The organism is Saccharicrinis sp. GN24d3 (assembly GCF_052400645.1).
GTDB lineage: Bacteria > Bacteroidota > Bacteroidia > Bacteroidales > Marinilabiliaceae > Saccharicrinis.
In genome coordinates this window covers 1-20,220 of sequence record NZ_JBQTGI010000010.1, presented here as the reverse complement: position 1 = coordinate 20,220, position 20,220 = coordinate 1, and the positions used below count along the sequence as shown (strand labels likewise).

21 protein-coding genes are annotated in these 20,220 nt (G+C 35.8%); 10 read left to right on the top strand and 11 right to left on the bottom strand.

Annotated elements, in window-relative coordinates; translation table 11 throughout:
- The first annotated feature begins 32 nt into the window (after positions 1 to 32).
- From ACT29I_RS12920 to ACT29I_RS12910, 3 genes are all read left to right on the top strand, one after another.
- Positions 33 to 2,273: an urea transporter gene (locus tag ACT29I_RS12920; RefSeq protein WP_444793626.1), complete on the top strand. Its 2,241-nt coding sequence runs from the start codon at positions 33 to 35 to the stop codon at positions 2,271 to 2,273.
- Between the two features lie 120 nt (positions 2,274 to 2,393).
- The gene (locus tag ACT29I_RS12915) at positions 2,394 to 3,728 is read left to right on the top strand and encodes a tetratricopeptide repeat protein (RefSeq protein WP_444793625.1); all 1,335 of its coding nucleotides are present in this window, start codon (positions 2,394 to 2,396) and stop codon (positions 3,726 to 3,728) included.
- Complete coding sequence (locus tag ACT29I_RS12910) at positions 3,716 to 4,342, top strand: tetratricopeptide repeat protein (protein ID WP_444793624.1); 627 nt, start codon at positions 3,716 to 3,718, stop codon at positions 4,340 to 4,342. The genes ACT29I_RS12915 and ACT29I_RS12910 overlap by 13 nt, the downstream gene beginning before the upstream one ends.
- 670 nt (positions 4,343 to 5,012) lie before the next feature.
- On the opposite strand, the gene ACT29I_RS12905 is transcribed toward ACT29I_RS12910, so the two are convergent.
- The 3 genes from ACT29I_RS12905 to ACT29I_RS12895 form a co-directional block, all read right to left on the bottom strand.
- Positions 5,013 to 6,311, bottom strand: coding sequence for a bacteriohemerythrin (locus ACT29I_RS12905; protein WP_444793623.1), 1,299 nt, complete (start codon positions 6,309 to 6,311; stop codon positions 5,013 to 5,015).
- Between the two features lie 542 nt (positions 6,312 to 6,853).
- Positions 6,854 to 7,297, bottom strand: a complete 444-nt coding sequence (locus tag ACT29I_RS12900) for a helix-turn-helix domain-containing protein (RefSeq protein ID WP_430936733.1) — start codon at positions 7,295 to 7,297, stop codon at positions 6,854 to 6,856.
- A gap of 20 nt (positions 7,298 to 7,317) precedes the next feature.
- Complete coding sequence (locus tag ACT29I_RS12895) at positions 7,318 to 7,650, bottom strand: type II toxin-antitoxin system HigB family toxin (protein ID WP_430936731.1); 333 nt, start codon at positions 7,648 to 7,650, stop codon at positions 7,318 to 7,320.
- 542 nt (positions 7,651 to 8,192) lie between these two features.
- Here ACT29I_RS12895 and ACT29I_RS12890 point away from each other — a divergent pair.
- From ACT29I_RS12890 to ACT29I_RS12875, 4 genes are all read left to right on the top strand, one after another.
- Positions 8,193 to 10,187 (top strand): hypothetical protein, encoded by a 1,995-nt coding sequence (locus ACT29I_RS12890; protein WP_430936729.1) that lies wholly within the window; start codon positions 8,193 to 8,195, stop codon positions 10,185 to 10,187.
- A gap of 155 nt (positions 10,188 to 10,342) precedes the next feature.
- Positions 10,343 to 10,681, top strand: coding sequence for a hypothetical protein (locus ACT29I_RS12885; RefSeq protein ID WP_444793622.1), 339 nt, complete (start codon positions 10,343 to 10,345; stop codon positions 10,679 to 10,681).
- A gap of 270 nt (positions 10,682 to 10,951) precedes the next feature.
- The gene (locus ACT29I_RS12880; protein WP_430936725.1) at positions 10,952 to 11,875 is read left to right on the top strand and encodes a sensor histidine kinase; all 924 of its coding nucleotides are present in this window, start codon (positions 10,952 to 10,954) and stop codon (positions 11,873 to 11,875) included.
- On the top strand, positions 11,876 to 12,604 hold the full coding sequence (locus ACT29I_RS12875; RefSeq protein ID WP_444793621.1) for a LytR/AlgR family response regulator transcription factor: 729 nt from the start codon (positions 11,876 to 11,878) through the stop codon (positions 12,602 to 12,604).
- A 789-nt stretch (positions 12,605 to 13,393) separates the two neighbouring features.
- Here ACT29I_RS12875 and ACT29I_RS12870 read toward each other — a convergent pair.
- Entirely contained in the window at positions 13,394 to 14,293 is a 900-nt protein-coding gene (locus tag ACT29I_RS12870) for a 3-keto-disaccharide hydrolase (protein ID WP_444793620.1), read from the bottom strand.
- Between the two features lie 198 nt (positions 14,294 to 14,491).
- Here ACT29I_RS12870 and ACT29I_RS12865 point away from each other — a divergent pair, with 198 nt between their 5' ends.
- The gene (locus ACT29I_RS12865; RefSeq protein ID WP_444793619.1) at positions 14,492 to 15,019 is read left to right on the top strand and encodes a VOC family protein; all 528 of its coding nucleotides are present in this window, start codon (positions 14,492 to 14,494) and stop codon (positions 15,017 to 15,019) included.
- Positions 15,020 to 15,092: 73 nt separating this feature from the next.
- On the opposite strand, the gene ACT29I_RS12860 is transcribed toward ACT29I_RS12865, so the two are convergent.
- The 6 genes from ACT29I_RS12860 to ACT29I_RS12835 form a co-directional block, all read right to left on the bottom strand.
- Positions 15,093 to 15,659, bottom strand: coding sequence for an ATP-binding protein (locus ACT29I_RS12860; RefSeq protein ID WP_444793618.1), 567 nt, complete (start codon positions 15,657 to 15,659; stop codon positions 15,093 to 15,095).
- A gap of 17 nt (positions 15,660 to 15,676) precedes the next feature.
- Positions 15,677 to 16,456 carry a Mu transposase domain-containing protein gene (locus ACT29I_RS12855; protein ID WP_444793617.1) on the bottom strand — a complete coding sequence of 260 codons (780 nt, stop codon included), beginning with the start codon at positions 16,454 to 16,456 and terminating at the stop codon, positions 15,677 to 15,679.
- 4 nt (positions 16,457 to 16,460) lie between these two features.
- Positions 16,461 to 16,730 carry a hypothetical protein gene (locus ACT29I_RS12850; protein ID WP_430937226.1) on the bottom strand — a complete coding sequence of 90 codons (270 nt, stop codon included), beginning with the start codon at positions 16,728 to 16,730 and terminating at the stop codon, positions 16,461 to 16,463.
- A gap of 11 nt (positions 16,731 to 16,741) precedes the next feature.
- Entirely contained in the window at positions 16,742 to 17,206 is a 465-nt protein-coding gene (locus ACT29I_RS12845) for a hypothetical protein (protein WP_430937224.1), read from the bottom strand.
- A 360-nt stretch (positions 17,207 to 17,566) separates the two neighbouring features.
- Positions 17,567 to 18,109 (bottom strand): DUF2284 domain-containing protein, encoded by a 543-nt coding sequence (locus ACT29I_RS12840; protein WP_444793616.1) that lies wholly within the window; start codon positions 18,107 to 18,109, stop codon positions 17,567 to 17,569.
- A 28-nt stretch (positions 18,110 to 18,137) separates the two neighbouring features.
- The gene (locus ACT29I_RS12835) at positions 18,138 to 18,494 is read right to left on the bottom strand and encodes a winged helix-turn-helix transcriptional regulator (RefSeq protein WP_430937220.1); all 357 of its coding nucleotides are present in this window, start codon (positions 18,492 to 18,494) and stop codon (positions 18,138 to 18,140) included.
- Positions 18,495 to 18,590: 96 nt separating this feature from the next.
- Here ACT29I_RS12835 and ACT29I_RS12830 point away from each other — a divergent pair, with 96 nt between their 5' ends.
- Entirely contained in the window at positions 18,591 to 18,770 is a 180-nt protein-coding gene (locus ACT29I_RS12830; RefSeq protein WP_430937218.1) for a hypothetical protein, read from the top strand.
- A gap of 45 nt (positions 18,771 to 18,815) precedes the next feature.
- Complete coding sequence (locus ACT29I_RS12825; RefSeq protein WP_430937216.1) at positions 18,816 to 19,211, top strand: pyridoxamine 5'-phosphate oxidase family protein; 396 nt, start codon at positions 18,816 to 18,818, stop codon at positions 19,209 to 19,211.
- Positions 19,212 to 19,572: 361 nt separating this feature from the next.
- Here the strand turns inward: ACT29I_RS12825 and ACT29I_RS12820 are convergent, their stop codons facing one another.
- Entirely contained in the window at positions 19,573 to 20,067 is a 495-nt protein-coding gene (locus ACT29I_RS12820) for a hypothetical protein (RefSeq protein WP_430937214.1), read from the bottom strand.
- Between the last annotated feature and the right edge of the window lie 153 nt (positions 20,068 to 20,220).

Sequence of the window (20,220 nt, the reverse complement as noted above, 5' to 3'; positions counted from 1 at the left end):
GCCTTTGGGCCCAGCAGAAACTTATTTAAACGATGTACAAAAATATCCATACATTATTAAAGTCCGATAACGCCAGTTTATTTGCGGATAGTCTGCTAAACAGCTATTCTCAAATATTCTTTTCTACCTACAAGCCCTTTGCCGTGTTGATTATGCTGGTTACGTTTATCGATTTTTATACCGGATTAACCGGATTATTGGCCGTCATGGTTACTTCTGTTGGCGGATTTTTGTTGAATCTGGATAAAAACAACATTGCCAAAGGGTTATACGGTTTTAATGGATTGCTGGTGGGCCTTGGGCTAGGTATTTATTATAGCTTTAGCTGGTATTTAATATTTATAGTGGTAATGGCCGCAATTCTAACTTTATTTATTTCGGTAAGTATGCAGGGCATTATCGGTAAATATAATATTCCGTACTTAAGTATACCTTTTTTGTTGGGCATTTGGATTTTTACCATTGCCACCAAACATTTTGATGCCTTAGGCATAAGCGAAAGGGGCATCTATACCATGAACGAGCTGTATGTAATTGGAGGACATTCGCTGGTTAAAGTTTACGAGTATTTTAACGCCGCGGAAATCCCGCCCTTTTTAAAGGTCTATTTTATTTCGTTGAGTGCCATATTGTTTCAATACAATGTTTTGGCTGGTTTAATTTTATCCATCGGCCTGTTATTGTTTAGTCGTATCGCATTTTCGTTGTCGTTAATTGGATTTTTTATCGCTTACTCATTTTATCGGAGCATAAATGCCGATATCACTCTCATCGAATACAGCTATATCGGTTTTAATTATATTTTAACGGCCATTGCCATCGGAGGTTTTTTTCTGATACCTTCTCCGCGTTCTTATGTGAGCGTTGGTATTCTGGTACCTTTGGTAGCTATTCTTTCCATCAGCCTAAGTTCTGTACTCCTGGTTTTTAACCTGCCCATTTATTCGTTACCCTTTAACGTTATGGTGTTGATGTTTTTATATGTACTTAAGTACAGGATGAGCTACTCTTCAAAGCTGGCCGAGGTGTATTATCAGTATAATTCGCCGGAAGCAAACCTCTACACCTACGTCAACAATCAACAACGTTATCAATTTTTAAACTATACTCCTGTAAAATTACCATTTATGGGCACATGGAAAGTGTCTCAAGGGCATGATGGAGAATACACACACCAAAAAAAGTACAGGCATGCCTGGGATTTTGTGATTACGGATAATGAAGATAAACAGTTTAAGAATGACGGTGATTTCCTGGAAGACTACTATTGTTACAATAAACCGGTGATTGCATGCGACAAAGGTGTGGTAGAGGAAGTGGTGGATTATATAGATGACAATGTGGTTGGTGAAGTTAACCTGGAACACAATTGGGGAAACACCGTTGTTATTAAACACAACGATTCCGTTTACTCCAAGGTAAGCCACCTGAAAAAAGATAGTATTACCGTAAAAAAGGGAGATTCTGTGGGTTTTGGCCAGGTTATCGGAAAATGTGGTAATTCGGGCCGTTCGCCATACCCTCATATTCATTTTCAGCTTCAACCGTTTCCTTATATTGGTTCAGAAACACTCGATCATCCTATCAGCAATTTCTTAATTTATAATAATGGCTCCATCTCATTCAACAATTACACGGTGCCCAAACAAGGAGAACTAATCTCCAACATAGAAACCAACGAGTTAATAAAGCAGGCTTTTCATTTCGTGCCCGGACAACAGATAAAGTTCAACGTTGAAGGAAACAAGGTTTTAGAGCTGGTTTGGAACGTAAAGTTAACACCTGCAAATGAGACTTACCTGGAATGTACGTTAAGCAAATCAAAAGCTTATTTTGTATCTACCGACAACCTGTTCTACTTTACCCATTTCGACGGGAAAAAAGAATCGCTGTTGCATCATTTTTATTTGGGTGCATTTAAAATACAAAAGAGTTTCTATACCCATCATCAGGTAAATGATGATATTCCTTTACATCAATATTTTCCTAAAAAATATCTGTGGTTCCTCGATTTTATCAGTCCATTTATACGTCTGGCCAAATCCAGGTTCAGCCTGAATTATATAAGTGTGGACGATGTTTTTTCACCTTCCAGAATTGAGTTACAGTCGACAACCATGAATACTTTTATCGGTAAAAAAATAAATGATAACCAGTATATTATACAAATAAACCAACATGGATTAGAAAGTTTTAATATTAAAAAAACAAACAAACATATCTCACTTAAAAGAATCTTGAATAACGAAGTCAGCTTGGCCGCTTATCCGTGACTGACAGAACCGCTTGCCGGCGGGCAGGCAGGGGGCAGATAATTTGATGATAACCCCACCCGTAACGTTACGGTATTGAATATTGTATTCATTATCAAGGTTCTGCTTATTTTTTATACTATGAAATCAAATAAACTACAGAAATACCTTTTATGTAAACAGATAATTACTCTGACTTTTGTTTTATGGATGTCGTCCGCACAAAGCATCGCACAAACCAAAACTTATGCACAAGTGGACAGCACCACCTATGCGCTTTATTTGAACGGAGATTGGCATAATTTAATTCAAGAAGGCCAACAAGCTATTGATTCAGATATCGATTACTTCTATCTGAGAATGCGCATGGCCTATGCCTACTTTAAAGTGGGTAAATATAGAAATGCCATTCCCCACTATCAGAAGGCTTTGGGTTTTAACAGTAGAGATGCTAATGCACAATATTTCCTTATGCTTTGCTACGAATATTCGGGAAGAAAGAACGATGCCTTAAAGTTTTCGGCCCACATAGATGAGAAATTGCTACCGGATATGGCTAAAAGATACAATAATGCCATTTATGCGGCCGGAATAGTTTACTCGTACAGCTCAACCAACGAAAGTTCTATAGAGGATGAAATAGTAAGCGATAACAACCTGGACAATGATGGGGTTCAAATTGCCACCAACTATTTTCATGATATAAATACTTTTGTTTCGCACAGATTGGGTAAAAGTATAATCGTACACCATGGATTGGAATACTTGTACAAAAGCGATTTTAGATATTTAATTTGGGAAGGTGAGGAAGAAACAAATACCGACAGGTTAGTAAAACAATGGAACTATGGAATCAAATTACAGGTAACACCCTGGGATGGGGGTTCCTTTACTCCCGGCATAAACTTTGTTAATGTAAAGTTACCGAATTTGGAAACCGATGATAATAGCCTCGAATCAACCTTATACAGCTTTAGGTTTGACCAGAATTTATCAAAGTTTAAACTAGGCACATCACTGTTTAGTGCTGAACTTAATTCCATTAAAACCACTCAGATTGGAGGTCATTTAACGTGGTTCCCTCAATCAAACTTAAACTTATATTATTCGTTGGATGCGTACTGGCACCAACAAAAGTATGGTAGCATTCACGAAATTTCCTTTAACCATAAGCACATTTTAGGCTTTAAAATAACAAAAAACTGGTGGGCGGAAGCATCGGCTTTATTTCCTGAAGTCATTAATTTTTACGACTTTAGTATAGGCGCATTACACAATAGCCTGGAAGGAACAAAAAACACCTTTGGCCTAACCCATATATTCTTGCTTAATAACTCAAATCTATCGTTTATTGCCGGAGCGAATGTAAATACCGGGGTTTCAAAATTTGTACCGAGTGATTTACCTTTAACAAAGTCCGGTTCCGTCAATTATAACAGAATAACTTTTTCAGGAGGATTAATATGGAAACTCTAAAAAAACTAGCATTAAGCGTGTTATTCGCTTTTACATTAAGTGTAAGCTATGGTCAGAATGGCAACTACGAAACAATGCGTCAGGCATTTAAAACCAGTTACGAAAAAGAGGCTTTTGAAAAATGGCAGGATGCCATAGATGCCCTTGAAGCTGTTTATGTTTCAGATTCGTACGAATGTAACTTGCGTTTAGGGTGGTTATATTACAATGCTGGTAACCAAAATGAATCGAAGACCCATTATCAAAAAGCGGTAGAGTTAAAGCCTTTTGCTATTGAAGCCAAATTCGGCCTTATTTACCCCATTTACGCCATGGGCAACCTGCAAGAGGTCATCAGGCTGTACGATGAAATCATTACCATAGCACCCAATAATACACAAGCCCTTTACCAGCTGGGGTCGGTTTATTTCTATCAAAAGCAGTACGAAAAAGCCAGCAAGTATTTTTCAAAAGTGGTGGATTTGTTTCCGTTTAGCTACGATGCACTAATTATGCTGGCCCATACCAATTTCCATTTGAAGAAATTCAGAGAAGCTCGGGTCCTTTACAACAAAGTTTTGTTATATAACCCTGATGACGAGGTAGCCTTGGAGAGTTTAGCGTTGTTGGATTAACTTGTTGAAGAACTGAGGAACGAGGGGACTATTTTGCTTGGTTTTCAGTCCCCGATAGATCGAGATATTTTATTTTATTATAATTTAGAGTTTTCTCGAAAAACTACCCCAATTAAAAATTGTTGTTTTTCGGGATAATCGGCGATGGATATTCAGTATTGTGCTATATTTCCTTTCGTTACAATCTCAGTAATACCCATTTTTTTGAATCTATTCTAAACTTTCTTACTAAGAACTAAAGTTCTTTCAACAACCATGCGAATACAGGAGGTAATTTCAAAAAATAAGGCCATCAGGACAATATTTCCATACAAAATTTCTTGTAACTGTTGATTGCTTTCTCATTCTTGCCAGAAACAGTGAAATTTATACGATCTTTTATACTAAATATTTTATTCTTTTTTATTTCCAGTATAACCCAAAAACAATTACCTACTTCTTCTATTTATCTGATTAATTCTTCAGTTTATGATAATTGCGTATCCCGTATCCTATAACGATAAGTTTAATACACTCTACAACGAACTCATTGCCCCAAATGATGCAAAGAACCGAACAGTACAAGACCTTAAAGTTGGTTGGCCTCGAGCAAAGCATCATGATAAATAGTGAGCGGTGCACCAGTGGGCTATCAGCTTATCGGCCAACTACGATTAGAACTTGTATTTTCCTAATTACGGTTATCTTTTATATATTTGGCATAATGTCTATCCTCCTTTAATGTATGATTCACAATCCAATCAATAAGTAATGTTTGTATTCTAAACATGATGAAAGTTTTACTTTTAATATTTGATTTGATTTCTGACTTTAATAATTCAAAGGACTTGATAAAATTTAAATGTTGGCTCTTCTGATGATCAATGAATGGGTAATTGTTATCCAATAGATATTTTTCTTCAGTCTCAAAATGATGTACTACATAATTATCTAAAAATGCTATTAAATTATCTATTTCTGAACTACCAACGCCTGATTTGATTGCATTTAAAAGTTTTACGGAGTTATTAAAAAGCGCCAAATGCTGTGAGTCAATCTTGTTATCTCCTACATCAAACTCATAGTTCCATTCAATTTGTTGACTTAACTCCTTTGCTCCGTCGTGAAATCCTTCTTTGGAAAACAAAAGGCATCTTTCTAAATATAGCTTAGCAGGATTATCATTGGGATTTAGTGCAAGACATTTTTCTAATAATTCAGTTGCTTTATTAATTTTTTTGTAATGATAATATGCCAAAGCTTCTTCAAATAATGGTTTTGTTTGATCTTTCAATTTTTTAATTTCTTCCCCGTCATTATCATAAATTTCATAGATAGATTGAGGTTTGGTCTTTCCTTTTACAACAACCCTATCAATAAACCGAATCGAATACTTTGAAACATCTTTTAGGTTGAAATATGTATTTTCGCTTATAAGAAGCTGTACCCCGTATTTCTTAGTAAGAGACTCCAGTCGAGCTGTTAGGTTAACTGCATCACTTATTACTGTAGTTTCTAACTTGTTGATTCCGCCAATAATCCCCAGCATGCATAAACCCGTATTTAATCCGATGCCAATTTTTATAGGTAATTGATTTTCAATCTTACGTATTGCATTGATTTGATCTAGTTTATTAAGCATCAGTAAGGAACAAATCACTGCGTCATCAGCATTTGTTGGAAATAAAGCCATTATGCTATCTCCAATAAACTTATCAATTACTCCCTTATGATGGCTAATAACGTGATCCATTTGTTCTAAATAGGAATTAATAAAATCAAAACTTTCTTTTGGTTTTAATGATTCCGAGATCTTTGTAAAATCCCTAATATCAGAAAATAGAATAGTTAGTTTAATTTCAGTCTGGTCTCCAAGTTTCAATTCAGAAATGCTGTTTTTACCAAGCAAACTATACATTTTATAAGGAACAAATCTTTCATAGGCTTTTCTGAGACTTTCTATATTTACTTTTTTATCCTGATTGTTCATTTTATTTATAAAATTTATACTACTTATTTTGAAGCTTACATTAGTATTAGTTCTTCTTTTGATGTATTCTGATAGTCCATGGGATTGTATTTTAGCATGGTCCTGGTTCGGAGAAGCAACCGCGGTTCGTTCAAGACAGGCTAAGGTGGCACCCGCAGCCTTACACAGAATCGCACATGCCGGTGTCCCCTCATACGGCTCTTTTGAATAAACAAGTACCAATTAACCAAATTCATTCTAATTTTCCAAAACAGAACAAACAAAGATGCTGATTCCTTGCCTTTTTAGGCTCCTATAGGCTATGTTCTTAACATATTGTAACTATTCCCTTATAATTATTTGTGTATTATTCCATTATTGAATTTAATTAACTGGTTTATAGGTAAAAACAAACATGGCACACTGCATTCCCGAGACATAAAAAACGCCAAAAACCCGATTAAAATACCTGGCAGGTATCTAAACCGGGTTGTAGTTCAACCTGAAATAATCGCTGGGTCTTTCAGACCGCTCATATACTCTATTTATTGTGCAAAGTTGTTTTACTGAGCCTCAATCATATTCTTTCTTGTATTCATTAAACTTGCATTCCTGAAGTGTCGGTTTACTTCATTAATCAGTTTGTAAGGGCGATTAAACGTCTCTTGCGAGAGTTTAAAATAATCAGAAAGTTTACGAATCGTATCTTTGGAAAGTCCTTTGTGATAATTTAAGATCTTTGAGATTGTCCCTTTGGACAAACCCAAAATATCAACTAAATCTTTAGCCTTTAGATTATGTTCATCCATCAAACCTTTCAAAATCGCGATGGGATCGGAATCTTTGAATGTATTATGCTCATTATCCCATTTCTCAATCAGAAGTGCAAGAAGATCTATTTCATCTATTACTTCCATATCATCCTGAGCAATCAATTCTTCTAGAACGTCACAATACTTATCGTATTGATCCTTGTTTTTTATTACCGTATATTTTAAAGTCTCCATTTTGGTCATTTTTAATACAATCAATAAGCATTAATATCATACTGTCGCCCTTCTTTGCAGAGCTTATCATACTCAGCGTGTGTTCCAATCCATTTTACGAACAAATGAACTTTTATATTTCCAAAGTGGTATTTGCAAATTATCCTGTAATTATTACCTCCGATATTAAATACTACTCTGTCTGAACCTTTACCCAAAATATCACAACTGTTAAAAGTCGATACAATTTCGTTTGGTTCGTTCCAATCAACTCGTTTTAAAAGCGACAACCATATCTCAAAAGACGGCCTACTTCTCGCATTCTTTTGGACATAATCCTCAATCGATTGTTTTTTTATTAGATGGACTCTCATTATCTTGATTACAAAGATACAAGAATAGTTTCACTAAAGGAAACTTTATTGTCAGATTATTTCGCGATCAAGTTAGAATTCGCGTCTTTACTAATTTTGCAGTAGAGTAGAGCCTGATAGCTTACTCCAATTAATACCCCTAAAAGTAATAATTATATGTAAACTATCAGCGCCCCCTGCATCAAACCGTATCCCGATGTTCGGGACAAGTTATGCCTCGTTTCAGTAATGCCTTGTTTTATTGTACTTGCAATGCTCATGACGAACCTCCAATACATAATCCGGGTTTAAGATGGCCAACCTTTAAAGCAAGAGACCTCCCACAGCCCCGTGCCGTTTTAGTTTATTACGGTATTCCGTAATAATCCATCTATGACCACGCCATCCCTATGACTCCGGTAGACCGTTGTATTTCATTTTGATAAAAATCAAACGTCGAAGAAATTCATTTATATTTCTAAATTTCAACCTCATTAGTCTAATAAAATTGTAATACAGTTGTAGCTGCTTTTAATTTGCAATATTAATTAAAATTGAAAGAAATGAAGTTTCCTAAAAGTATTCTATTCGTGTTTTTTGTCGTTATAAGTCTCCAAATAACGGCACAGCAAAAGAGTAAATTTACAATCAGCAGTTCAGGTGTTAAGCCCGATGGTTCATTATCCATTGAATTTACAGGTGAGGGAGAAGGCGTGTCTATGCCTTTGGAATGGTCTAACGTACCAAAAGGTACAAAGTGTTTTGCAATAAACCTGTGGCATCATCCACACCCAACTGATTCAACCGAAGTAAAATCGTATTGGGTGGTTTACAATATCCCTGCTAACATTAAAAGAATTCCAAAAAATGCGAAAGGGTTTGGAATCGTTGGATATAACGATAAAGATCAAACGAAATATGACCCTATGAAGTCAAAAGGTCCTGGAGTAAAGGAATATAAGCTAACTATTTATGCCCTTGCAGAAATGCTGGAATTCAACAACGATAAAGTTTATCGTGCCGATTTACTGAAAGCTATAGAAGGAAAAGTACTTGGTAAAAGCACGCTAAAATATACTTATGAAACAGGCAAAACGGGGGAGGCAACTCAAGCTTTAAAGGGTTCTGAAGAAAGTAGAGAAGAAAAGACAGAGGTAATTACAGAAGCACAAAAGGAGAAGGTCAAAGCCATTCTTTCACATTATAATGCCGCCACATTAATGGCCAATGATGCCAAGGCAATACAGGAGGCATTCCGTGAAGCAGGTTTGCGAGGCGGACCAGCTGCGGAAGGAACCATACGCGAGGCAGGATTCAATCCTGATAAACTACGAGATTTAGCTCCACCGCCAGATATGGGAAAAAACAATCAGGAAGATAAGCTTCAAGAACCCGATCAGAAGAAATATTCCATTGAACAATCTATTTCCGACAGGGCACAACTAACAACTATTGGATTTTCAGGTTTAGCTTTTATAACCGGAGATTTCGGAGCATCAACATTTCTCCCTCCCGGTAAAGCGTGCGACTATTTTGGCTTTCAGTATATGCGTGATATTGATGCAGCAGAAAAAGGGCACAATCCAATGTTTGTTGACAGGGTTGTTGGTAATGTATTATTTATTCTTAACGACAAACAAAAACAACTGTTCCGTGACCTTGCAGAAGAACAAGTTTCTCAACTAGAAGCACTAGCCGAAATGCGCCTACCATTAATAAAAAGTTTTCACATGGAATTGGATGGAAATATTCCGAAAGGTAGTGATGGACTGCACAAGCAAACGGTAATGCATTATGTGGGTGATATTTTTGAACTGGATGCAAAACTTAGTATGCGCCGTGCAGAGGTTTTAGCTGAAGTGGCTAATTCACTTACAAAAGAGCAAAAAGAATATTTGGGTAAAATGAAGTTTGGCGATTTCAACACCTGGCCCGACAAAACAGAGCTGGCTCATCTTGACATGAAAAAATCGAAACTGTACAATGTGGCTTATATGACCTATGCCAGTGAGTTTTTCAGTTGGTATGCCGGTTCAGTGGAAGCTGATACTTACATCTGCCCCGAGAGACAAGGGACTTATTTTGGAGGTTTTTACATGAAGGATATTGCGGCTATGAACCATCGCGATTATGACATAAGCACTTCAATTACCGGTGATAGTGGTGAAGAATTCTTAAATAATGTACTAAATGAAACACAGAGAGGATATATTACTCAAATCCTGAATGATCAACGAAAAATACTAAAAGAGGTGGTTGATGTGCGGAGGGAATTCAGTACAGAGCTTCGTAAACTACTTAATGGTCAACAACCTGATAAAAATAAGCTATTGGCACTTGGGCAACATTATGGAGAACTTGATGGAGAACTATCATGGAATTACACAATCGCATTTGCTAAAGTAAATAAGTCTCTTACGAGTGAACAAAAATCGGAATTAATGGAACTCCGCAATTTGGATGGATTTGAGAGTGCCCCTTATTACATCTATTCAAGTCCTGTAAACAAGCAACCGGTCATTAAAAATGTCAAGCTGTTTTTTAAAGCTCCGAAATAAGGAATACATCGCTGAATTTATCTAAAAATAAGATCCAAATGAAAAAAAAGGATATTATATTAATAAACTGCATAAAAATTGGGGATTAAACGATAAGCTTTAAATCCTATTAATACATGAACAATTTTTATTATTAATATTAAATTTTTACAAACATGAAAAAACAAATTATAATTATTGCATTAATTGGTTTTATATCAATGAGTTTTATCTCATTAATGGCTCAGGAGCAACCTGATAAAAAACCAACACAAGAACAAGTAGACACGCTTACAGTCAAGCAAATAAAAACGGTTAACAAAATTTTATCTGCTTATAATAGTGAATTACTGTCAGCAGACGATGCCAAAGCTATTATGGATGCAATCAGAGATGCAAAAATCCCTGGAGGGAAAGGTGTTGAAGATGCTATTACTGGGGCAGGCTTTGATTACGAAAAAATAAAAAAACTTGCTCCGCCACCAGCCCGACCAGATGAAAAGCAAAAAAAATAATTAAGGCATATAAAATCCCCAACAAATAAGTCTTGTTGGGGATTTATTTCATAATAAGTTGCTTGTATCAGAGAATTGCGCATCAAGCACAGAATGTGATCTATAAAAACGATAAATTTGTTTATGCATTTATTAAAAAATAAAATAGAAAAATGGTCGCCGCATTTTATTGGCTTGCTTTTATTTCTAATTCTGCCAATTTTTGTTTTTGACAGGAATAATGATCGGGCTATCTATTGGATGTATAGCTATTATTATCAATTGGCATTTATGATTGTAGCTTTTTATGTAAATTATTTGATTATTGTTCCTCGCTTTTTTTTCTCAAAGAAGAAGTTTTGTTTCTTTGTTATCTTATTCTTGTTTATTGTTTTATTGCTTGCCTCTTCACAATACATTTATCATGCTTTTCAATTAGAAAACTTGCCTCCTGACAATAATATCCCCAGAGAAAGTATTCGACCAAGGAGTAGTAACAATTTTGGCCTAAACCCTAAACTTGTAGATAATTTCTTTTTGTTATTAATTGTTTTGGGTTTTAGTAGTGGGATGGCTATTATTCAACATCTCCGAAAAAACGAATCCAAACAAAAAGAAATTGAAAAAGCGCGTGTTGATTCAGAACTGGCATTCTTAAAGAATCAAATTAGTCCTCATTTCTTTTTTAATGCACTAAATAATATTTATGGGCTAATTGCTATTGACAGCGACAAAGCACAACAGGCGGTAGAAAAACTTTCAGGCTTGATGCGCTACCTGATTTACGATTCAAATATTGACACAATTGAATTGCATAAAGAATTCGATTTTACTTTGAAATATATTGAGCTGATGCAACAGCGTTTAAGCTCCAAGGTTAAACTCAATATAGACATATCGCCAAAAATTCCAGAAGGACAAATTCCTCCGTTATTGTTTATTCCATTTATTGAAAATGCATTTAAACATGGCATAAGTTATCGTGAAAACTCATTTATATCTATTCAGCTAAAAGCAGATAATAGCAAAATCGTTTTTGAATGTACGAATAGCATCCCTTCTAGCAATGAACAAAAAGGCAATAAAGGAGGTGTTGGCATTACCAATATACAAAAGCGATTAGACTTAATATATGGTACTACCTTTAATTTTGATATTCGTAAAACGGATAAAGAATATCATGTGCAATTAATCGTGCCCTTTAAACTTAAGTAAATGAATAAAATTACCTGCATAGCAATTGATGATGAACCGATCGCATTGGGAATAGTTGTTTCTCACATAAAGAAAATACATTATCTCGAATTGCTTGCAGAATTTGATAATCCCATTGATGCTTCAGAGTTTCTGCAAGAAAACCCAGTTCAGCTTATTTTCCTCGACATTAATATGCCCGACTTATCGGGCGTTGAGTTTGCCCGAACACTAGACAAAAACAGCAAGGTAATATTTACCACAGCTTACGACAAATATGCCGTGGAAGGCTTTCAGCTTCATGCACTCGATTATTTATTAAAACCCTTTAGTTACGCTGTATTCGCCATTTCGGTAAAACATGCTAAAGAGTATTTTGATTTAGTAGATTCAAAACAATCTGAAATACCAATAAATACAGGCGATGATTACTTGTTTGTAAAAGCCGAATATCAGATACATCGAATTGAATTTAGTGATATTCTATATTTCGAAGGATTAAAGGATTATGTAAAACTTTATATTGAGGGGACATCAAAATTAATCGTTTTTTATTCAACCATGAAATCCTTAGAAGAAAAACTTCCGTTAGATAGATTTATGCGTGTACACCGTTCCTTTATTGTTTCATTAAATAAAATCAAAACTATTGAGCGAAACCGAATTATATTTGGTGATAAACGGATTCCAATTAGTAAACAGTATAAGTCTGGATTTGATGAGTTTGTTAAGAAGAAGTTTCTGTTGTAGGAAGGTTGTTTGTAGTGTCTTCGAGCGTCAGCAAAAATAGCTCTTTTGCAAATTTAGGTCGTTTTTGCAGAGGTATAATAAAACAAAATAAATTTCCATCAAAGTTGCACTGTCCTGTCAAAAAGCTTTACTCTTTTATTTTTCAATTTGCAATATCGTATTCATATACTCGACTGTTCCTTTATACTTGTTGCGTAGAGTAGAGCCTGATAGTCTACTAAATTACTGTGACTAAAAGTAATAATTAAATGTAAACTATCAGCGCCCCCTGCATCAAACCGTATCCCGATGTTCGTGGACAGGCTGTGCAGTTTTCCCTCATATGCTTACACTTGCGCATTATGGCTTGGTCATTTGAGCATACCGGCTTAACTGTCGGCAGCCCAATATCTGAACAGTACATTATTGCGATAAGAGAGAGCAGAATCAAGCTTGCTTGAATTATGCCGAACGGAGCAATGATCTTGTGAAAAATTATTTAGGTAGGATTTACACCTACTGGATTACCACAGCTTCGTGGCACACTATCGGTTGCGGTAAAACATCGTTGCGCATTTCATAGCTCTTCGCTCTCGGGTTACCACCGCCGTTTATTAATTGTATTAAAGCTTAAATATACTACTTGTCGCGCAATGTGATTTAACGCGTGTTGTGTACTGTTGTTTTCATCAAGCAATTTTATATCAAATTTTAATCTATTAGATTTATGTAGTTTTTGCAAATGGTTTCATGTTAACATGATCACGTTCACCAATTTTTACACTAATTTGTTGCAGTAATGAACAAAGTTTAGAAAAGTGCCAATTGGGAACTGCTTAGTGAATCAATTTCTCGAATTTTAATGTCTTTAAAAAATATCTCTGCAGCTTCACTTTGTAACTGAATTTTACCTTTTGTTAAAGGCTTTGTGTTGGCCTGCTCATCCGTATATCTTGAGTTTTTTAAAATCATAACAACATGTCCATTCACAACATGTAAACTCTTATCTTCAAAACAATATAAATCCAGCGTATTCCATTCATCGTGTTCTTTTTCATAATTCCCACTTCGTAAACAATAGTTTTTATAAGGACTTTGAAAACCTATTGGTAGGAAGTCTTGAGAAGAGTGAGCCATCGGATTTAAATTTCCTTCTGGTTTATATGCCCTAATATCAATTGCCGATGTTAACTGGCTCCAAAAGTCTCCAGTATGTCCTTCCATAATCTGAAACTCTTGTGATAGCATCCATGATCTCCAATAATCAACACCAATTGGCCCTATTGAATGGTATAGAATACCAGCGTCTTTTAATAAATTCTCTCTATAAGCCCATTTTTTATTTCCCCATTTATATTTTAGTTGGAAGTGGTAATTTTCATACTCTTGTTTTGTTACCAAACATCCATAATACTCACCTGAATTTTTTACTATTAAATTATCACCTTCCTTAATCGTAGAAAATACATTATAGGAAGAATTGTTTAATCCAATGGGCTCAATAAGGTTTCCTTGCTCATCTCTAGGCTGTGCCCCATTGTAACCAGGCTGAATTTTATAACTTAAATAAACATCCCATTCCGAAAGATTTTGATCAACTAAGTTTTCCCATTCGTATTTGCTGTTCGGATCAGAAGGATGTTTCTTGACAACGTGAGTACACGATGTTAATATGAGCGTAATGATAATCGAAAAATAGATAATCTTCATTTGAATATAATTAAACTTGATTCAAGTTGTGTTTTTGTTGTAAAAAGATTCTGTATCAATTGATATAGAAATCCACCGAAAATACAATCTCTTTTTCATATATTTGATACAATCCAGAATATTATTTAAAGTTTATGTACATTACAATTTCTATTTTGTAAAGACTATTTTGTGTTAACTATGAAAAGCAATAATGAAATGAAAAGAAAAGAGCATACCTGTAAATTTAATTTTTCATATAGGTTTTTATGCCTTGTAGTTTTCGTAACAGCAAGTACAGTTTTTAGTTCTGCTCAGAATTCAGAGCAACTTATTGCAAACGATACTAGTAAAGTACAAGCACGGGTTATTGGATTAAAGAATATTTGTGTACATGTATTAGAACTTGAAAAAACTTTAAAACTTTATCGTGAGATTTTAGGTTTTAAATTAGACGATGCAGAAGTATTTCAAGGCAAAGGTATCGAGGGGATGTTGGCAATGAAGCTAAAGGCAAATGACCTTACAATAACATTATCACTCACAGCTCCAGAATATATACATACCATTGGCCCTGTTGGAAATACCAACCATAACCACTTTATGCTTCAGGTGAATGATATTGGACCAATAGGAGATAAGTTGAAAGAAGAAGGTTACACGTTGGAAAATGAAAATTACGTCCGCGACAAATATACTTTTTTTGTAGGTCCGAACGGTGAAATTATTGGACTTTCAGCATGGTAAAAGCCTAATATATAGAAGTTCGTATGTTGTAAAGAGTTCTAATCATTATTTAGTAAAATCATCATAAAGACTTTTACCAAATAGTACAATCAAGCAGCATCGTGCAAACTTTGGCATCCAGTTTTTTCAAACCAAAGTCATCAATGATCAATAACTTCTGTCGGGCGATAGTATCTATAAGCTTAAAGTAGCTGCCATCAGCTTTGGCAAGTACTAACTGATCGAATAATTTGTTGGCCGTAAAATACCTGGTGCGGTGTTCGTTAATACAAGCCTGATGCCCAAGCGCACATGCCAGGAACGATTTTCCTACACCAGTTGGACCGGAAATAAGTATGTCCCTTGATTTGGCCAGCCAGTCGCAATTTTGCAGGCGGAGTATATTGTTTTTGTCCAGACCTCTTGGATGTTGGAAGTTTAATTGTTCAAAGCTGGCCTGCTGTTTGAAACGGGCTTGCTTTATAAGCCGGCTGAGCTTCTTATTGTACTTATCATCATGCTCGGCATCTACCAGATGTGCTATCAGTTCGTCTGCTGTAAATTGCTCCTGTTGGGCGTTGTCCACGATGTTACGGTAAGCGCGCTTAAAGCCATGTAAACACAAGGTGCTTAACTTTTCTAAAGTTGCATTAATGTTCATTGTGATATGATTTAAAGTTAATTGTAATATTCTTTCCCCCTGAAGTTATCATGAAAGGGGATGGTAAGGTTGATGAGTTCCTCTTCTGTATCCAGATTGAACGTTTTGTTGACAAGCGTGTTTTTAACAAACTTGTACTGTAGGCAATTGACGGCCAATGCCTTTTTACACGCTTTTATAAAATCTTCCCGTCCGTATTTCTTTTCCAGTTGCAAGATGCCCATACAGCTTTTATAAGCTTGCTCGGGATGTTTCCTGCTATCCAGCACTTTAGTGATAAGCTCCCCGGTTTCAGTACTGATATTATTGGCCCACTTGATAAAGCGTTCGGGAGACCATTCCGATACATAACGGTGGTTCTGGGGCATATGCCCTGGCACGGTGGTGTGCCTATAGGCATAACGCCCCTTTTTGTGGTTTGCGATGCGGACATTGTTGAAAAACACTTCTACGGTGCGGTTGTTATAGGCCACCGTTACCCTCTTGCCCACATAACGGAACGGCACGCTGTAATAGTGTTTGTGGTCGCCCAGGTAGATGTGGTAGTTGTAATGTACCTTCAACATATTAAAGTGCCTGAGTTCGTAATGCTCGGCAGGAAGTGGCTTTAAGTGCTGCTTTTCAATCTGGTCGAACAGGTTCTGGCGCGAATGGTCTTTCCCTTGGAAATTCTTGTTGTTATAAGCGTGGAGTTTTTCTGTTAAAGCGGCGTTCAACTCTTCCAATGAGTAAAAGGTCTCGTTACGCAATGGGGCATAAATATGCGTGTAAGCATTGCGCACAAAGTTTTCGGCCAAGGATTTAATCTTTCGGGTGTAGCGCCCTTGCCGGCAGTATAACGGTATTGTAGTGGTTGGCAAAGTCGGTATAGGTCTCGTTTAGCTTGGGCTCATACTTATCGGCCTTAATAACAGCGGACTTTAAACAGTCGGGGACAATGGCCGCCGAACTCCACCGTAGTATCGCAAGGCGTTTTGATTGACCGTTATCCAGTCCGCTTTCGTTTGGCTCGGGACTGCTTCGATATACGACTGTCCGCTTGCCCCGAGTACGGCTACGAAAACTTCGCATTCGATCAGCTCTCACGTTTCTACATCTGTATAAGATAGTTTCTTGCCCGTATAATCGACAAATAGCTCATCGCCGGCTTTATGCTCCATGGGCATACTTACCTTCTGATCGTTGCGCCACTTGTAAAAGTGGTGGCAAAACTGACTATAGGCATAACTTTCTGCATGAGTGTTTTTGTACTCTTGCCACAGGAGCTGTAGCGTGACCCCGGTTCTATTCAGCTCTTTCTCAAAATAGACAAACTGCCCATAGAGTGCTTTGTAACGGGTGTTCCCGGTTTCTTTTTGCACATTGATGGCTTGCAGCAGGTCGGTATCCGACAGTTTTTCTACGCACGTGTAATCAAGGCCGCTGTTCTTAAAACCTGAAATATATTCGCTGGCCGAGGTTTTTCCTATGCCAACAATTTTTGCCCCTTGTCGGGCGCTTTGTCCTTGCGTGAAATGTAATCGTAATAGTTCACGTACTTTTCTCATATCAATCCTTTTGTTTGCCATAAATGCTTGCTTAAAATTTATGGCAAATGTGATGAGAAAAGTGTCCGCATTAAAACAGAACGGGTGTCCGTTTTGCTCCGGATTTTGCACCAAAAGCATACATTATCAGTAAAACTAACGGCTAAAAGCTGGTGTATAAGTAAAAACAAACGTAGTGTCGCGTATTCAAAAGCTATAAAATAACGCAAAAAACCTATTAAAGTACCTGGCAGGTATCAAAGCCGGGTTGTAGTTCAACCTGGAATAATCGCTGGGTTCCCGACTTTCGGGACAGGCATTGCAGACCGATATCCCTATTTATTGTACGCTGGCTATATTCAGTCTTTACAATCAATTAGTTTATTTTAATAAAAATGCGCCAAAATAAGTTACAGTATTTTTACCGTTAATGTAATCCATATTACATTCCTTAGCTAATGAAGAAACGTTAATACAATAAGCTTCTAATGAAGCTCTTTTCTTATCAGGATATTTGCATGGGTCATTATCAATAACAGAACATTCTTCACAAACTTTACAAGGACCAGCTCTTAAATCAAGATGCTTTTCAAAATATAAAGTAACTTTTTTGTCTATCTTATCTGAAACTTCACTATGTCTTTTAATTGAATTTTTCATTCCGTCATAATCAAAAGAATCGGTTAGGTTGCCTATTGTTTGATAAACTAATGCCTTATTATAGCTTTTTGCCTCTTCGATTACATCTTTAGTCCCACCAACATGTGGAGGACAAGCATGGTTTTTTCCATAGTAGCCACATTGGTTTACTTCACAATAATCACGTAACCTTTCATCAAATGATATGTTGTCAACACTAATCATGTGTGCTTTAAAAGCTCCATGTTTTAAACATATATCTATCAATTCTTTTTCTTCAAGCATAAGAATACTTTGGATATATTAATCCATCCTAATGCATTTTTACCAATACTTTTTGTCGATAGTCAGTTCCCCATTTTTGAAACTGAATAATAATCGGTACAAGTTCAGTACCTATATCGGTTAATGCATAATTTACTGACCTTAAGTTATCATTTACCTCTGTTCGACTAATTATTCCATACATTTCCAATTCCTTTAACTCTTTTGAAAGAATCCGAGGAGAAATTTCATGACAATTCTTTATTTCGTTAAATCGTTTGGTTTCAGATGCAATACAAAGAATGAGTCGCATCTTCCACTTTCCGTTCAACACACGAAGTAAATCATTCAAAGGAAGAAAAAAAGAATCACAATCTCCCTTTCCAGAGCATTTTGTACAAGTCATATTAAGTTACACATAGGTTACTAGTTACATTTTAAATACTTTTGCAAAAGTAGCCATTTTTGCATTTAACTTTGTGTTGTATTAAAATAGATTATTATGAAAGAGCATAATTGTGAAAACTGCAAGCGAAGGGCAAAGTATGATAAAAATCCGAAATCATTTGGAGGTAGAATTTGGAGATGGCACATAAATTGGTGTCCAGGGTGGAAAGGATATATTAATTCTTTAAGTGAAGTTGATAAAACTAAATTGAAAGAAAAATATCAATTGAAATAGAATATACTGTTACGTTCTAATCTAGAAATTTAACTCTTAATAATTATGAAAATACCAGAAGAAGTTATCAAACTATTGAATAATCAAGAAGCAACTAAGGTTCTTACTTCTGTTTCTACAACAGGGATTCCACATACGGTTGTTATCGGAAGTACTATGGCGCCACAACCTGATTTGATTTGTGCTGCTGAAATTATGATGCACACAACTGCTGAAAACTTTAAAAACAATCCCAATGTAGCAGTTTTAGTAGTTAAAGATATGGAGTCATATCAAGTAATTGGAAAGGTAAAAGACCACCAAACTGAAGGAAACCTCTTCGAAACTATGAAAAAGGAACTCGAAAAAATGGGGCTTCCTTGCAAAGGTGTGTGGTTATTTGAACCATTGGAAGTATATGACCAAAGTGCAGGAGCTAATGCAGGAAAAAAGATTGCGTAAATCTAATATAGACTTTTATCATAGGCTTGAATAAAGAATGGAGTTTATAATATCTGTTCCTTTTTTTGTTACTCAAATATGCGCTTAAGTTTATAAATGATTGTTGAATAATTCTGAACGTAACGCCTTTCTTTGCATTGGTGGTAACGGTCACTGGATGAAGCGTAAGGGAGGAAAAACCAATTTAACGCCCCAAATCACAACAGAGCCAAATTTACGTTTTGAAATTTTACCTTAAACTTAATAAATTTTTGGGACGAAAATTTGGCGCCCCCAGACACCTTACAAATACCCAAAACATTACTGCCTCCGCATTACGTATTAGCTTTTGTTGTAGCGTGGTTATTTCTTCTAAATGGGTTTACTCCCTGTTTAACACGGGTCTTTTAAGTTCTAAATATTCCTCAAACTTATTTCTTATCCTATTTCTCAAATAGTTACCAATTGGGTAACAAATTAGTCCAAAAACGATAAACCCGATTCCTACACCCAAAGCCTCTTCATCTGTTTTTCCAAAATCAGTTGAAATCAAAGCAATCAAACCAACTAGAGGAAATAGCAATCCAAATAATGAGAATATGGAATTAGGTCTTACTGTTACGTCAACAATAATTCCTTCTTTTGAATCCTTAATTTTTCCTTTCAAATATGCTGGGTCATTTTCAAAACTGCGAATGTAAATTCCAATTGTCCATTTGTCAGTCGCTTTAAAGTCGAGTTCTGTAGTAAATTTTCCAGACAAATTATATTTGAATCCTTTCTGGTCAAAGATGCTGCTTAGTCTTGATTTGAAGTCATGAATAGACATTTTACTTTCGTATTCAATTCTTTGAAAATTTAATATTTTGTCAATCATGTAATGTTTTTCTGTGTAATATTTTATAATGCGCTACAACGTTCAGGCTATGAAGCGTAAGTGAGATTTAACCCCAACTCACTTCCAAATTTCACAAAGCCAAAGCGTTGTATTTGTTTTTATCTTTTTCATTACAAAAGCTAAATCAACGAT

Bases quoted from the DNA above. Each gene is read 5' to 3' on its own strand.
- ACT29I_RS12920 (WP_444793626.1), top strand. From the start codon at position 33: ATGTACAAAAATATCCATACATTATTAAAGTCCGATAACGCCAGTTTA.
- ACT29I_RS12915 (WP_444793625.1), top strand. From the start codon at position 2,394: ATGAAATCAAATAAACTACAGAAATACCTTTTATGTAAACAGATAATT.
- ACT29I_RS12910 (WP_444793624.1), top strand. From the start codon at position 3,716: ATGGAAACTCTAAAAAAACTAGCATTAAGCGTGTTATTCGCTTTTACA.
- ACT29I_RS12905 (WP_444793623.1), bottom strand. From the start codon at position 6,311: ATGAACAATCAGGATAAAAAAGTAAATATAGAAAGTCTCAGAAAAGCC.
- ACT29I_RS12900 (WP_430936733.1), bottom strand. From the start codon at position 7,297: ATGGAGACTTTAAAATATACGGTAATAAAAAACAAGGATCAATACGAT.
- ACT29I_RS12895 (WP_430936731.1), bottom strand. From the start codon at position 7,650: ATGAGAGTCCATCTAATAAAAAAACAATCGATTGAGGATTATGTCCAA.
- ACT29I_RS12890 (WP_430936729.1), top strand. From the start codon at position 8,193: ATGAAGTTTCCTAAAAGTATTCTATTCGTGTTTTTTGTCGTTATAAGT.
- ACT29I_RS12885 (WP_444793622.1), top strand. From the start codon at position 10,343: ATGAAAAAACAAATTATAATTATTGCATTAATTGGTTTTATATCAATG.
- ACT29I_RS12880 (WP_430936725.1), top strand. From the start codon at position 10,952: ATGATTGTAGCTTTTTATGTAAATTATTTGATTATTGTTCCTCGCTTT.
- ACT29I_RS12875 (WP_444793621.1), top strand. From the start codon at position 11,876: ATGAATAAAATTACCTGCATAGCAATTGATGATGAACCGATCGCATTG.
- ACT29I_RS12870 (WP_444793620.1), bottom strand. From the start codon at position 14,293: ATGAAGATTATCTATTTTTCGATTATCATTACGCTCATATTAACATCG.
- ACT29I_RS12865 (WP_444793619.1), top strand. From the start codon at position 14,492: ATGAAAAGAAAAGAGCATACCTGTAAATTTAATTTTTCATATAGGTTT.
- ACT29I_RS12860 (WP_444793618.1), bottom strand. From the start codon at position 15,659: ATGAACATTAATGCAACTTTAGAAAAGTTAAGCACCTTGTGTTTACAT.
- ACT29I_RS12850 (WP_430937226.1), bottom strand. From the start codon at position 16,730: ATGCGAAGTTTTCGTAGCCGTACTCGGGGCAAGCGGACAGTCGTATAT.
- ACT29I_RS12845 (WP_430937224.1), bottom strand. From the start codon at position 17,206: ATGAGAAAAGTACGTGAACTATTACGATTACATTTCACGCAAGGACAA.
- ACT29I_RS12840 (WP_444793616.1), bottom strand. From the start codon at position 18,109: ATGCTTGAAGAAAAAGAATTGATAGATATATGTTTAAAACATGGAGCT.
- ACT29I_RS12835 (WP_430937220.1), bottom strand. From the start codon at position 18,494: ATGACTTGTACAAAATGCTCTGGAAAGGGAGATTGTGATTCTTTTTTT.
- ACT29I_RS12830 (WP_430937218.1), top strand. From the start codon at position 18,591: ATGAAAGAGCATAATTGTGAAAACTGCAAGCGAAGGGCAAAGTATGAT.
- ACT29I_RS12825 (WP_430937216.1), top strand. From the start codon at position 18,816: ATGAAAATACCAGAAGAAGTTATCAAACTATTGAATAATCAAGAAGCA.
- ACT29I_RS12820 (WP_430937214.1), bottom strand. From the start codon at position 20,067: ATGATTGACAAAATATTAAATTTTCAAAGAATTGAATACGAAAGTAAA.